The organism is Streptomyces sp. NPDC055103 (assembly GCF_053607625.1).
In genome coordinates this window covers 1-14,280 of the sequence record NZ_JBSGTX010000002.1, presented here as the reverse complement: position 1 = coordinate 14,280, position 14,280 = coordinate 1, and the positions used below count along the sequence as shown (strand labels likewise).

At 73.3% G+C, this 14,280-nt stretch carries 7 protein-coding genes; 6 read left to right on the top strand and 1 reads right to left on the bottom strand.

Going from position 1 to position 14,280, the window contains the following annotated elements; genetic code table 11:
* Nucleotides 1-60: 60 nt before the first annotated feature.
* The 5 genes from ACWFR1_RS01925 (at nt 61) to ACWFR1_RS01905 (ending at nt 11,459) form a co-directional block, all read left to right on the top strand.
* Nucleotides 61-2,553: a protein kinase domain-containing protein gene (locus ACWFR1_RS01925; RefSeq protein ID WP_453545434.1), complete on the top strand. Its 2,493-nt coding sequence runs from the start codon at nt 61-63 to the stop codon at nt 2,551-2,553.
* Between the two features lie 148 nt (nt 2,554-2,701).
* On the top strand, nt 2,702-5,776 hold the full coding sequence (locus ACWFR1_RS01920; RefSeq protein WP_453545432.1) for a protein kinase: 3,075 nt from the start codon (nt 2,702-2,704) through the stop codon (nt 5,774-5,776).
* Nucleotides 5,777-5,923: 147 nt separating this feature from the next.
* Nucleotides 5,924-7,693, top strand: coding sequence for a protein kinase domain-containing protein (locus ACWFR1_RS01915; protein WP_453545430.1), 1,770 nt, complete (start codon nt 5,924-5,926; stop codon nt 7,691-7,693).
* Nucleotides 7,694-7,859: 166 nt separating this feature from the next.
* Nucleotides 7,860-9,524: a succinic semialdehyde dehydrogenase gene (locus ACWFR1_RS01910; protein ID WP_453545428.1), complete on the top strand. Its 1,665-nt coding sequence runs from the start codon at nt 7,860-7,862 to the stop codon at nt 9,522-9,524.
* Nucleotides 9,525-9,572: 48 nt separating this feature from the next.
* Nucleotides 9,573-11,459: a GMC family oxidoreductase N-terminal domain-containing protein gene (locus tag ACWFR1_RS01905; RefSeq protein WP_453545426.1), complete on the top strand. Its 1,887-nt coding sequence runs from the start codon at nt 9,573-9,575 to the stop codon at nt 11,457-11,459.
* 521 nt (nt 11,460-11,980) lie between these two features.
* Here the strand turns inward: ACWFR1_RS01905 and ACWFR1_RS01900 are convergent.
* A complete protein-coding gene (locus ACWFR1_RS01900; RefSeq protein WP_453545424.1) occupies nt 11,981-12,289 on the bottom strand; it encodes a chorismate mutase in 309 nt (102 codons plus the stop codon).
* A 329-nt stretch (nt 12,290-12,618) separates the two neighbouring features.
* On the opposite strand from ACWFR1_RS01900, the gene guaA reads away from it, so the two are divergent.
* On the top strand, nt 12,619-14,220 hold the full coding sequence (guaA, locus tag ACWFR1_RS01895; protein ID WP_453545423.1) for a glutamine-hydrolyzing GMP synthase: 1,602 nt from the start codon (nt 12,619-12,621) through the stop codon (nt 14,218-14,220).
* The last annotated feature ends 60 nt before the right edge of the window (nt 14,221-14,280 follow it).

Sequence of the window (14,280 nt, the reverse complement as noted above, 5' to 3'; positions counted from 1 at the left end):
TTACCGCATCGCGCGGGAAGCGGCAGACGCGGCGGAGATCAGGGATCGCAGAGGGGACGCATGTCGGAGGCGGAGCAGTCGCGGGACACGGCGAGGGACCCCCGGCGGGACGCCGCCGCGGGGGCCGCGACCGACGGCGACCGAGGGGCGGTCCCGGCCGCGCGCGAAGCGGCGCGGGACGCGAAGGACGCGCAGGTCACGGATGCTGCGCAGGGTGCGGAGGACGCGGAGCGCGTGGACGACATGAAGCGCGCGGAGGACGTCGTGGGAGCCGGGGACGCGGTCGGCGCGAAGGGTGACGCGAGGTCGGACGAGCCTTGGGACGCTCCCGTCGCGGAGTCCGCGGAGTCCGCGGAGTCCGCGGAGTCCGCAGTGTCCGCTGACAAGGCCCCTGACGCGTCGCCTGCTAAGCCTTTCGGCGCGTCCGCTGACGAACCCTCCGACGCCCCCGCCGACGAGCCTTTCGGCGCGACGGCCCGGCTGCGGGGCACCGAGCCGTCGACCGGCAGGGCCGGCTTCGGCGCCGGGGACGGCGACGGCCAGAGCGGTGCCGGAAGCGCCGCGCGCGCCGGTGGTGCCGGTTCCGGGGGCTTCGGCGGCGACCGGTTCCGCAAGGACCCGGTGACCGAGGGCCGGCTGCTCGCCGGGCGTTACCGGCTCGGTGTGGTCCTCGGGCGCGGCGGCATGGGCACCGTGTGGCGCGCGGTCGACGAGACCCTCGGCCGTACCGTCGCCGTCAAGGAGCTCCGCTTCCCCACGAGCATCGACGACGACGAGAAGCGACGCCTCATCACCCGGACCCTGCGCGAGGCGAAGGCCATCGCCCGGATCCGTAACAACGGCGCCGTGACCGTGTACGACGTCGTCGACGAGGACGACCGTCCGTGGATCGTCATGGAGCTCATCGAGGGCAAGTCCCTCGCCGAGGCCGTGCGCGAGGACGGCACGCTCACGCCCCGCCGCGCCGCCGAGGTCGGCCTCGCCATCCTCGACGTCCTGCGCTCCGCGCACCGCGAGGGCATCCTTCACCGTGACGTGAAGCCGTCCAACGTGCTGATCGCCGAGGACGGCCGGGTCGTCCTGACCGACTTCGGCATCGCCCAGGTCGAGGGCGACCCCTCGATCACCTCCACCGGCATGCTCGTCGGCGCCCCCTCCTACATCTCGCCGGAGCGCGCCCGCGGCCACAAGCCCGGACCGGCCGCCGACCTGTGGTCGCTGGGCGGCCTCCTCTACGCGTCGGTCGAGGGCAGCCCGCCGTACGACAAGGGCTCCGCCATCGCCACCCTCACGGCGGTGATGACCGAGCCGGTCGACCCGCCGAAGAACGCGGGACCCGAGCTGGAGCAGGTCATCTACGGCCTGCTCGCCAAGGACCCGGCCCAGCGCCTCGACGACGCCCGCGCGCGGGTCCTGCTGCGGGCCGTGCTCGACGCTCCCGACGTGCCCGTCGCGGCGCCTGAGGTCTCTCCCGAGGTCACCAGGGTCGTACCGCTTCCGCCGCGCCCCGACCGGGGTCCGGTGGTTGCGGCCGCCGACCGGGACAGGACGCCCGACGCGGCCGTCGCCGCCGACCGGGTGCGGGGCGCGCTGAAGTCCGTGCGCAACGCGGCGGCGTCGGCGAAGGCCGAGCCGAAGGCGAAGCCGAGGTCCAAGGCGGCGGAGCCGGTGCGGGGCGGAGGCCGGCAGGCGCCGGCCCGCGCGCCGCTCACCGACGTCGTGCCGCGCCGCACGCTGGTGATCATCGCCGCGGTCGCCGTCCTCGCTCTCCTCGGCACGATCCTGACGGTCTCCCTCTCCGGTGGCGACAAGGACAAGCAGGTCCAGGGGACCGGCGGTGCGACGGCCTCGGCCGGCGCGTCCGGCGGTGCCGACGGGTCCGGTGGGTCCGAGGGCTCCGGCGGCAAGGGCCAGACGCCGGGCGGCCCCGGCCAGCAGGGCGGCGCACAGCCCGGGGACACCGGCTCCAACGGATCGACGGGCGCCACGGGCACGGCGGGCACGACCACCGGAACGACGACGGGGACGACGGTCGGGACGACGACCGGGCAGGGCGGCACCAAGCCGTCCGGCAAGCCCGGCGGCGGCGCACAGCTGCCCGCCGGCTACGCCCTCGTCACCCACGCGCCGCTCCACTTCTCCATGGCGCTGCCCGCCACCTTCAAGCCCCGCTCGATACCGGGATACGCGCTCGGCGTGATATTCAGCGAGAGCGGCGGCTTCCCGCGCGTCCAGGTCGACTTCAACGACAGCCCGAAGGACAACGCGCAGATCGCGTGGGAGCTGGCCAAGGCCGGTGTGGCCGTCACCAGCCAGGACTACCGGCACATCGGCATCAAGCCGGTCTCGTACAAGGGTTACCCGACGGTCGCGGACTGGGAGTTCACGCGCACGCAGAAGAGCATGACGGTCCGGGTGCTCAACCGCGGCTTCAAGGTGGACGACACGCACGGCTACTCCATCATGATCACCTGCAAGGCGGACGAGTGGAACGGCGCGGAGTGCCGGACGCTGCGGGAGACGGCGTTCGCCACGTTCAGCCCCAAGGACTGACCGGTGCCACGTATCGTGAGAGCTCGTGGACCGTACGCAGTCGACAATTGCCGCTAACTGCACGGTGCCGGACCGGAATTGACGGACTCGCGTGATCCGACGGATCCGCGGGTCCACGGGGGACAGCGTGCGCGCGTGGGGAGGCGTCGTGGACGACTACGCGGGAAGGGTGCTGGCGGACCGCTACCGCCTGCCGCTGCCGCCGACCGGTGCGGAGACGGGCGCCGGTCCGGACGCGTACGCGCACGACTTCGCCGAGACGCGCGCCTTCGACACGTACAGCGGGCAGGAGGTCCTGGTCCGCCAGGTGCCGCTGCCGGAGTTCGTCGACGCCGAGGTGCTCGACGGCGCGGACGGTCACGACCAGCCCTACGGGAGCGCCGGGCGGGCGACCCGACGGCCGGCCGAACCCGTAGTGCGCCGCGCGATCGAGGCGGCCCAGGCCGCCGCCCAGATCCCCGACCACCCGCTCCTCGACCAGGTCTTCGACGTCTTCGCGGAGGCCGGCTCGCTGTGGATAGTGAGCGAGGTCGTGGCGGCCAGACCGCTGGCCGCGCTCCTCGCCGAGCAGCCGCTGAGCCCGTACAGAGCGGCCGAGATCGGCGCAGACGTCCTCACCGCCCTGCGCGCGCTCCACGCCCACGGCTGGGTCCACCGGAACATCACCTCCCGGACCGTGCTCGTCTGCGACGACGGTCGGGTGGTCCTCACGGGCCTCGCGGTGGGCGCGGCGGAGGAGGCCCTGTGCGGCTACGCGCCCGTGCCGGAGCAGGGGGACGACGGGAGCGAGTTCGGGGCGAGGTTCGGCGCGGGGACGGCGGCCGGGACGGGGGTCGGGTTCGCGTCGCGGGAGTTCGAGCCCGACTTCCCGCTCGCGCCCGAGCCCGAGTTCGCCGAGGTGTACAGCTCCGACCTGTACGAGGCCGAGGCCGAGGTCTACGACGAGATCGGGACCGGGACCGGGACCGAGACCGGCGAGGCTGACGAGGAGGAGACCGAGGAGGCCGAGGTCTACGAGGCCGCCGCCTACGACTACGAGCCCGACGCGTACGGGGAACCCGACCCGTACGCCGCCGAGAGCCCTGACGGCCGGCCCGAGCCCGGTGGAGCCGACGCGCCCGGAGCTGATGGATACGGAGCCGACGCGTACGGTCGTGACTCCTACGGGGCCGACCCGTACGGCGCGGGGGCGAGGTCCGCCGCCGAGGTGCGGACCGGGGCGGAGCCGTCGGCCGTCGCCCCGCCGCCCACCGCCGACGTGCGGGCCGCGCGGGCCGGGGCCATCGCCGCGTACCGCGCGGGGGCGCGTGCCGCGGCGCGGCTCGGCGAGGCGGGCGCGCTCCCCGGCCCACGCCCCGCGCCGACGGAGCCGCCCACGGCAGCCGTTCCCGCACCCACGCCCCCGCCGCCGGCCCCGGTGCCCGCGTCCGGCGCGCCCGAGCCGCAGTGGTGGTCGCAGACGGCGGACGACGACGAGGACGACGACGAGGACGACGAGAGCGGCGGCACGGCGTACGGCGGCCCGCAGGCCGGTCCTCCGCCGCGCGTGCACCTCGCCGGCAACTGGAGCGACGGGCCGCACTCCGCGCGCGACGGCTCCGGACCGATCCCCGCCGGAGGCTCGGGCCCCGGCCGCGGTCCCGTACTGCCCGGTTCGGGCCGCCCGGCGCTGCCCGCCGGGTACACGGCCGCCACCCCGGACCCCGCGCGCCTCCCGGTCAGCGCCGGCGACCCCGGACCGCCCGAGCGGGTCGCCGTACCGGCCCAGGTCCACCGCGGCCCCACCACGCGCCTCGACGCCGAGCGGGCCCGCCAGACCCGGATCGCCGTCGTCGGCGCCGTCACCGAGCGCTGGGCGCCCGAGCAGGCCGGCCCCGTGCACGAGAACTGGCGGCTCGCCCCGCCCATCGGCCCCGCCACCGACCTGTGGGCGCTCGGCGCGCTCCTCTACCGGGCCGTCCAGGGCCACGCCCCGTACCCGGAGGACAGCGCCGCCGAGCTCGTCCAGCTGGTCTGCGCCGAGCCGCCGGCCTTCGCCGAGGAGTGCGGGCCGCTGCGCCCGGTCGTGGAGTCCCTGCTGCGCCAGGACCCCACCGAGCGCCCCGACTTCGAGGAGCTGCGCGGCTGGCTGCGCTCCCTCGTGCGGTCCGCCCCGGAGCCCGAGGCAGGCCTCGGAGTCGTACCGCTGCCGTCCTTCGACGAGACGCGACTGCCGATCGTGCGCCGCCGCGGCGAGCTGGTGCGCCGGCGCCGCAGGGGAGCGGGCGGGGCGGCGGGCGCGGGCCGGCACCGTCACAAGCGGGGCAAGGACCCCCGCCCCGCCGCGCCCGAGGCGGCCTTCCACGAGACCGGGCACGAGGCCGGCCGCGGGATCGGACGGGAGATCGGGCCCGAGGCCGCGTACGCGGACGCGCGGGCCGAGTTCCACGAGGAGATCCCACAGCGCGCGCCCCGCGCTCCCCGCCCCCCGCGCGCGCCGCGGAGCTCCGCCCGTGGCGAGGACTCGCCACGCGCCCTCGGCCGTACGCTGCTGCTCCTCGTCCTGCTCCTGCTCGGCGGGGCCGTGGCGTACGCCGTCTTCTTCCTGCCCGGCGAGGGCAAGGAGCCCACCGCGGGCCCGTCGGCGCCCACCAGCGCGCCCGGCACCGCACACACGGGCGCGCCGTCCACGGGCGCGGAGCCCGCCGAGCCATCGGGCGGGACGTCGTCCGAGCCCGCGCCCAAGCCGTCCACCACCCGGCCCGCGGCCGATCCGTCGGCGCCCGCCCTCGCCGCCGGGTACACGGTGCGCCAGGACCCGGAGGGCTTCCGTATCGGGGTCCCGAACGGCTGGCGGCGCAGCCCGATCAACGACGCCGGGCAAGTGCGCTACACCGGCGGGGACTTCACGATGATCGTCGTCCCCGGCCGGGACACCGTCCGTGACCACGGCTCCGACCCCCTGGAGTACCAGAACACCAAGGAGCGCGAGCTGGAGCCGTCGCGCGTGTCCAGCTGGTCGGGTGCGGAGCAGACCCGCCGTGTCGTCATCGGCAGCACGGCGACGGCGACGGGCAGTTACTGGTGGCTGGACAGCACCGGGCGTCAGGTCTTCGTCCGGAACCTCGCCCTGATCGACGACGGCCGGTACCACGTCGTGCTGGTCATCGGCCCGAACAGCGAGCGCGACAAGGTCTCCGAGATCCACGACGAGGCGACGAAGGCGTTCCGCCCGGGCCGCTGAGGCACTGAAGGCGCCGAACCGTCCGGCGGATCGTCCGTCGGGGCGCCATCGGCCCCTGGTCACAGTGCTGTTCCTATGACAGCCCCGAGGTTCCGCCGCCCGCACCCCCCTCCGTAACCTGGCATCCGAAGGAACGGGCGGGGGCAAGTGGAACATTCTCAGAGCACAGGGGCGGGGTTGTTGCTCGCGGGTCGTTACCGGCTCGGCGAGTGCATCGGACGCGGCGGCATGGGCAAGGTCTGGCGCGCGCACGACGAGGTACTGCACCGCGTGGTCGCGGTGAAGGAGCTGACGGCGGGTCGGTTCGTGGGGGAGGCCGACCGGCTCGTGCTGCACGCGCGGACGCAGAAGGAGGCCCGGGCCGCCGCGCGGATCACCCATCCGGGCGTGGTCACCGTCCACGACGTCCTGGAGCACGACAGCCGTCCGTGGATCGTGATGCAGTACGTCGACGGGCCCTCGCTCGCCGACGCCGCCAAGGAGACGGGCGCGCTCGAACCCCGTGAGGCGGCCAGGGTCGGGCTGCACGTCCTCGGCGCGCTGCGCGCCGCGCACGCGGCCGGGGTGCTGCACCGGGACGTCAAGCCGGGCAACGTCCTCCTCGCGCGGGACGGGCGCGTGCTGATCACCGACTTCGGGATCGCGGCGATCGAGGGGGACTCGACGATCACGCGGACCGGGGAGATCGTCGGCTCCATCGACTATCTGGCACCCGAGCGGGTACGGGGCGGCGATCCAGGTCCCGCCTCCGACCTCTGGTCCCTCGGGGCCACGCTGTACACGGCGGTGGAGGGCACATCGCCGTTCCGCAGGACCTCTCCGATCAGCACGATGCAGGCCGTGGTGACCGAGGAACCGCCGTATCCGGAGAAGGCCGGGGCACTCGCGCCGGTCATCGTGGCGCTGCTGCGCAAGGAGCCGGAGCACCGGCCGCGCGCGGACGAGGCCGAGCGGATGCTGCTCGACGCGATGGAGGGAAGGACTCCGCAGGCGGCGCAGGCGTACGTGCCGACCCAGCGCGTGGCGAGGGACGACCTGGCCCCGGGCGGGACCGGGGGCGACCGGAGGGCCCCGGGCGGCGAGCAGGGCACGGCGGACCCGGCGGATCCGGTCGCGGGGAGCGCTTCGGGGGGCACGGCAGCGGGCGCGGCCGGGAGTACGCCAGGTGCGGACGCGCCGGTGCGTCCGGCCGGTGGACCGCGCGCCTCCACGGCGCAGTGGCCCCACCCCGCCCATGAGCCGCCGTCGCCGGCCACCCTGGTGCCCTCCGCTCCCGCCTCTCCCCGTCCGGGCCGAGGAGGCTGGCGTACCGCCGTCCTCGCGGCGCTGCTCGCCGGACTCGTCGCGGGCGGTGCCGTCTTCGCCGCCATGAACTACGCGGACGGCGACCGGAGCGGCAACGGCGGACGGAACACGACCACCGGCCCCGCCACCTCCACCGCCCCCCAGGGCGTCGAGGCCGACATCCCGGACGGCTGGGTCCGCGTCGACGACCCGGCGGGCTTCAGCCTCCTCGTACCGAAGGGCTGGAAGCGGCAGAAGGAGGGCGACCAGATCGACTACACCCCGGACAACGGCAACCACCGCATCCGGATCAGCATCGACCCCAAGCCCGACTTCGAGAACCCGTACATGCACGCCCTCGACCTGGAGCGCGTCCTGCAGAAGCGGATGGACTACAGCCGGGTCAAGCTCCGCCAGGTCACCTACCGCGACCAGGTCCGGTCCTGCCAGTGGGAGTTCACCTGGACGGAGCGGAAGGAGTTCCCCGGGCCGCGGCACGCGATCGACCTCATGTACTACGAGGACGACGGCACGGAGTACGCCCTGTACATGTCCTCACCGGAGTCGAGCTGGGAGACCACCCGCAAGCAGTTCGACATCGTCGTCCAGCACTGGCGGGCGCCGGGGGAGTGAATCCCCCGGCGCGAGGGGCCGGAGAATCTCCTCGCCTGGCCTCCCTCAGCCGTAAGCCCCTGATCAGGGCTTATGTGCCAGTGATCGCTGGCGCGATGTGTGCACCCGGTGAAAACGCGTTACCGACGGGTACCCAAAGGGCGGAACGCCGCCTACGCTCGCCCTCATGACGGACTCGCAGGCCCCCGCAGCCCCCGCCCTTCCCGACGCCCCCGCCGCGAAGGGCGGAGCGGCCGCGCCCGCCGGCGCGACCAACCCGGTCGCGCCCGCGCCCGTCGGCGCGCGGACCGCCGCCGACGTCGTGACGCCCGAGGTGGTCGCCCGGCTCACCCGCGGAGTGGTCGGCTCCGGCCGAACCGCCAACCACACCCCCTTCACCGGGGAGAGGCTGACGGAGCTGCCCGAGGCCACCCCCGAGGACGTCGCCGAGGCCTTCGCGCGCGCCCGCGCCGCCCAGGAGTCCTGGGCCGCGACCCCGGTCAAGGCACGCGCCGCCGTCCTCCTCCGCTTCCACGACCTCGTCCTCCAGCGCCAGTCCGAGGTCCTCGACCTCATCCAGCTGGAGACGGGCAAGGCGCGCCTGCACGCCCACGAGGAGGTCCAGGCGGTCTGCGTCGCCGCCCGCCACTACGGCCGCAAGGCCGCCTCCTACCTGCGCGCCAAGCGCCACACCGGTGTCGTACCGACCCTCACCAAGGTCACCGAGCTGCGCCAGCCGCGCGGGGTCGTCGGCCAGATCGCGCCCTGGAACTACCCGCTGGAGCTCTCCGTCGGTGACGCGCTCCCGGCCTTCGTCTCCGGCAACGCCGTCGTCATGAAGCCCGACACCGAGACCGCGCTCACCGCGCTCTGGGCCCGTGACCTGCTCGTCGAGGCCGGACTGCCCGCCGAGGTCTTCCAGGTCGTCCTGGGCGAGGGCCCGGTCGTCGGCCCCGAGGTCGTCAAGCACGCCGACTACGTCTCCTTCACCGGCTCCACCCGCACCGGCCGCGAGGTCGCCCAGGGCGCCGCGGCCCGGCTCGTCGGCGTCTCCCTCGAACTCGGCGGCAAGAACGCGATGCTCGTCCTGAAGGACGCCGACATCGAGAAGGCCGCCGCCGGAGCCGTCCGCGCCTGCTTCTCCTCCGCGGGACAGCTCTGCATCTCCATCGAGCGGCTGTACGTGCACGAGTCGATCGCCGACGCCTTCCTCGACCGCTTCGCCGCCCGCACCAAGGCCATGCGGCTCGGCAGCTCCCTCGCGTACGGGGCCGACATGGGCTCCCTCGTGGGCGAGCGGCAGCTGGAGACGGTCACGAAGCACGTCGACGAGGCCGTCGCCAAGGGCGCCCGGCTCGTCGCCGGCGGCGTCGCCCGCCCCGACATCGGCCCCCTCTTCTACGAGCCGACCATCCTCGACGGCGTCGAGGCCCCGATGGCCGTCTGCTCCGAGGAGACCTTCGGCCCGGTCGTCTCGATCTACCGCTTCACGGACGAGGACGAGGTGATCGACCTCGCCAACGGCACGCCGTACGGTCTCAACTCCTCCGTGTGGACCAAGGACTCGCGCCGCGGCCACGCCGTCGCGGCCCGGCTGCGCACGGGCACCGTCAACATCAACGAGGGGTACGCCCCGGCCTACGGCAGCGTGCAGTCCCCGATGGGCGGCATGAAGGAGTCCGGTCTCGGCCGCCGCCACGGCTCGGAGGGCATCCTCAAGTACACCGAGGCCCAGACCGTCGCCCAGCAGCGGCTGATGCCGCTCGCGCCCTCCTTCGGCATGGACGACGAGAAGTACGCCGCGGTGATGAGCCTGTCCCTGAAGGCGATGAAGGCCCTGCGCCTGCGCTGACCCCGGACCGCCCCGTCCGTTTCCGCCCTTTTCCGTACGAGGAGAGCCATGACCGCGGTACCCCCTACCCAGAATCGGGATCAGGCCGAGGACGAGTCGTACGACTACGACGTGCTCGTCGTCGGCTCCGGCTTCGGCGGTTCGGTCACCGCCCTCCGGCTCACCGAGAAGGGCTACCGGGTCGGCGTCCTGGAAGCCGGACGCCGCTTCACCCGCGCGACCCTGCCGAAGAACTCCTGGGACGTGAAGAACTTCCTGTGGGCCCCGGCCCTCGGCCTCTACGGCATCCAGCGCATCCACCTGCTGGGCAACGTGATGGTGCTCGCGGGCGCCGGTGTGGGCGGCGGCTCCCTCAACTACGCCAACACCCTCTACGTACCGCCGAAGCCGTTCTTCGACGACCCGCAGTGGAAGGACATCACGGACTGGCAGGACGAGCTGCGGCCGTACTACGACCAGGCGCAGCGGATGCTCGGCGTCCGGCTCAACCCGACGACGACCCCCTCGGACGTGCACCTCAAGGCGGCCGCGCAGGCGATGGGCATCGGCGACACCTTCCACATGGCGCCGGTCGGCGTCTTCTTCGGGGACGGCCGCGACGCCGTCAGCGGGGACGAGGCCGGCACGGCGAAGGCGAAGCCGGGAGCGGAGGTCGCCGACCCGTACTTCGGCGGCGCGGGCCCGGCCCGGCGTGCCTGCACCGAGTGCGGCGAGTGCATGACGGGCTGCCGCCACGGCGCCAAGAACACCCTCAACGAGAACTACCTCCATCTCGCCGAGAAGGCGGGGGCGACCGTCCACCCCATGACCACGGTCGTCACCGTCACCGAGGACTCGCGCGGCGGCTACGCGGTACGGACCCTGCCCACCGACGACCGGAAGAAGGGCAAGGGCCGGACCTTCCGCGCCCGCCGGGTGGTGATCGCGGCCGGCACGTACGGCACGCAGACCCTGCTGCACCGGATGAAGGACGGCGGGCTGCTGCCCCGGATCTCGCGCAGGCTCGGCGAGCTCACCCGTACCAACTCCGAGGGCCTGGTCGGCGCCCAGACCACCGACCGGCGCTACCGCAAGAAGCACGGCAAGGAGAAGGCCGACTTCACCCGCGGCGTCGCCATCACCTCCTCGATCCACCCCGACGCGAACACCCACATCGAGCCGGTGCGGTACGGCAAGGGCTCCAACTCCATGGGCGGTCTGACCGTCCTCCAGGTGCCCTACGGGGCCCACCGGGTGCGGAACTGGTTCCTCAACCTGCTCAGGCACCCGACGCTCGCCGCCCGCTCGCTCTCCAACTGGCACTGGTCGGAGCGGACCATCATCGGTCTGGTCATGCAGTCCCTCGACAACTCCCTGACGACCTATCGCAAGCCCGGCGGGCTCGGAAAGGGCCTGCTCACGGCCCGCCAGGGGCACGGGGCGCCGAACCCGGTGCAGATCCCGGAGGCCACCCGGGCCGCGAGCCTCCTCGCCGAGGAGATCAACGGCTTCGCCGGCTCCAACATCGGCGAGCTGATGGGCACCCCGCTCACCGCCCACTTCCTGGGCGGCTGCCCGATCGGCGCCGACGCCGAGTCCGGCGTCATCGACCCGTACCACCGGCTCTTCGGCCACCCCGGGATCTCCGTCGTCGACGGGGCGGCCGTCTCCGCCAACCTCGGCGTCAACCCGTCCCTGACGATCACGGCGCAGGCGGAGCGGGCGATGTCCTTCTGGCCGAACAAGGGCGAGGAGGACCCGCGGCCGCGGCAGGGAGAGGCGTACGTACGGCTGGCGGCGGTCGAACCGAAGTCCCCGGCGGTCCCCGCCGAGGCGTTCGGCGCCCTGCGGCTGCCGTTCCTGGGCATCCCCACGGTCCCGCCGAAGAAGGAACCGGGAAGCCCGGCTCCGGAGAGCCGGACGCCGGGGAGCCCGGCGCCGGAGAGCCAGGCATGAGAAAAGGCGCTGCACCCCCCTCCGAGTGCAGCGCCTTTCCTGCTTTTGGTGATGCTGCATAGATGACCCGCGACCGGCGGGATTGGTTGTAGCGGTTGCACAGGATCTTCGTGTGACGCGCGTCACTCCGGAGGATCGTCCGCGAGAAAGGGCCCCGTGCCGCGATTCCGGTCGCGGCGCGGGGCCCTTGGGCGTCGGCGCCGGGGGATCGCGCCGCGCGGGGAGGAGAGGGGGACGGACGTGCGGGTACGGGGGAGAAGAGGGGGGAGAGGTCGACCGGTTGCGGCCGGCCCCGAGCGTCCCCGGGGCCGACCGCCCTTGCTGGTGACCGGGCTGCTGTCCCCTGCTGCCCGGTCACACGCGCTGGTGCGAGGTCCCACGGCGCACCGGAGGTACGCCACACGCCCCAGCGAAGCCACGCGTGGTTTGTACGGGCCCGCCCCTGGCTGGCACGGACACCCGGACCAACGAAGCCGGGTCGCGGCCGGTCACGCGCCGTACGGGTGAGAGAGGGATCGAACTCAGATGCGGCCCCGGCACAGCTCCAGCATGGTCATCGCGAGGGACGTACCGGGCTTGCCCAGCGCGTCACGGTAGTGACCGAGGACCTCCATCTCGCGGGCCAGGTTCACCCGGCGGCCTCCGGAGGAGATCCGGGCCTCCTGGATCACGGCCGAGACGGCCATCCGTTCCTGGATGAGACCGATGATCCGGTCGTCCAGCGAGTCGATGCGCTCGCGGGCGTCACCGATCAGCGTCGCCGCCTCGGCGGTGCGCGCGCCGGTCTTCTCGGTGACGGTGGTGTTCGTAACGGTGGTGTGCGTCGTCATGGTGGGGCTCCTCGGGGTGTCGGGTGCGGAGCCCCGGGGCGACAAGGCCCGGAAACGACAGAACGCCCCGGGCCTTGTCGGCCCGGGGCGCCTGGGAAGTCGCTTGTCAGTTGCTCAAGCAGCACGACCATGGCAGCCGGACGGGCCGGTGCCATAGGTAAAGACGAAGGTCGAGAGCTTGCGCATGGCGACAGTATGGACCCCGCCCCGGACCCCGGGCCAACCCCGGTTCGGATGGTGAGACGAAAAGTGCGACCGGCGCGCCGGTAGAATCGACAAATAGCACCCCCCCTTCGGGGGACCCCACCTACCGCCGGAAGGCCGCCGTAGTGTCATCAGCGACCCCCGCTGCCGCGCCCGACGTCTCCAACCCGGACGTAGTCCTCGTTGTCGACTTCGGCGCCCAGTACGCCCAGCTCATCGCCCGCCGCGTCCGTGAGGCCCGGGTCTACAGCGAGATCGTCCCGTCCACCATGCCGGTGGCCGAGATGCTGGCCAAGAACCCGAAGGCGATCATCCTCTCCGGCGGCCCGTCCTCCGTGTACGCGGAGGGCGCCCCCCGCCTCGACCGCGAGATCTTCGAGGCGGGCGTCCCCGTCTTCGGTATGTGCTACGGCTTCCAGCTGATGGCGACGACCCTCGGTGGCACCGTCGACAACACCGGCGCCCGCGAGTACGGCCGTACGGAGCTGCACGTCGCCAAGGCCGGCTCCACCCTCTTCGAGGGCACCCCGGTCGAGCAGTCCGTGTGGATGTCGCACGGCGACGCCTGCTCCGCCGCCCCCGAGGGCTTCTCCGTCACCGCGTCCACGGACGTCGTGCCGGTCGCCGCCTTCGAGAACGACGAGAAGAAGCTCTACGGTGTCCAGTACCACCCCGAGGTGCTGCACTCCACGCACGGCCAGCAGATCCTGGAGCACTTCCTCTACCGCGGCGCCGGCATCCAGCCCAGCTGGACCACGGGCAACGTGATCGAGGAGCAGGTCGCGGCCATCCGCGCCCAGGTCGGCAACAAGCGCGCCGTCTGCGGCCTCTCCGGCGGTGTCGACTCCGCCGTGGCCGCCGCGCTCGTGCAGAAGGCCATCGGCTCGCAGCTCACCTGCGTCTACGTCGACCACGGCCTCATGCGCAAGGGCGAGACCGAGCAGGTCGAGAAGGACTTCGTCGCCTCCACCGGCGTCAACCTGAAGGTCGTCGACGCGCAGGAGCGCTTCCTCGCCGCCCTCGCCGGCGTCTCCGACCCGGAGACCAAGCGCAAGATCATCGGGCGTGAGTTCATCCGCGTCTTCGAGCAGGCGCAGGCCGAGATCGTCGCCGAGTCGGCGGGCACCGGCGAGGACGTCGCGTTCCTCGTCCAGGGCACGCTCTACCCGGACATCGTCGAGTCCGGCGGCGGCACCGGCACCGCCAACATCAAGTCCCACCACAACGTGGGCGGCCTCCCCGAGGACCTGGAGTTCGAGCTCGTCGAGCCGCTCCGCCAGCTCTTCAAGGACGAGGTCCGCATGGTCGGCCAGGAGCTCGGCCTGCCGGAGGAGATCGTCCAGCGCCAGCCCTTCCCCGGCCCCGGCCTCGGCATCCGCATCGTCGGCGAGGTCACCAAGGAGCGCCTGGATCTGCTGCGCGAGGCCGACGCCATCGCCCGCGAGGAGCTCACCGCGGCCGGCCTCGACCGCGAGATCTGGCAGTGCCCGGTCGTCCTGCTCGCCGACGTCCGCTCCGTGGGCGTCCAGGGCGACGGCCGCACCTACGGCCACCCGATCGTGCTGCGCCCCGTCTCCTCCGAGGACGCGATGACGGCCGACTGGTCGCGCCTGCCCTACGAGGTGCTCGCCAAGATCTCGACCCGCATCACGAACGAGGTCGCCGACGTGAACCGCGTCGTCCTCGACGTCACGAGCAAGCCCCCGGGCACCATCGAGTGGGAGTGATCCCTCCCGCACCGCCCGGGGCCGTACGCGTCTGACGCCGTACGTGCCCGAAGCCGCCGC

What these genes read in the sequence shown, in the direction of transcription:
- ACWFR1_RS01925 (WP_453545434.1), top strand. Translation starts at nt 61, where the DNA reads ATGTCGGAGGCGGAGCAGTCGCGGGACACGGCGAGGGACCCCCGGCGG.
- ACWFR1_RS01910 (WP_453545428.1), top strand. Translation starts at nt 7,860, where the DNA reads ATGACGGACTCGCAGGCCCCCGCAGCCCCCGCCCTTCCCGACGCCCCC.
- ACWFR1_RS01905 (WP_453545426.1), top strand. Translation starts at nt 9,573, where the DNA reads ATGACCGCGGTACCCCCTACCCAGAATCGGGATCAGGCCGAGGACGAG.
- ACWFR1_RS01900 (WP_453545424.1), bottom strand. Translation starts at nt 12,289, where the DNA reads ATGACGACGCACACCACCGTTACGAACACCACCGTCACCGAGAAGACC.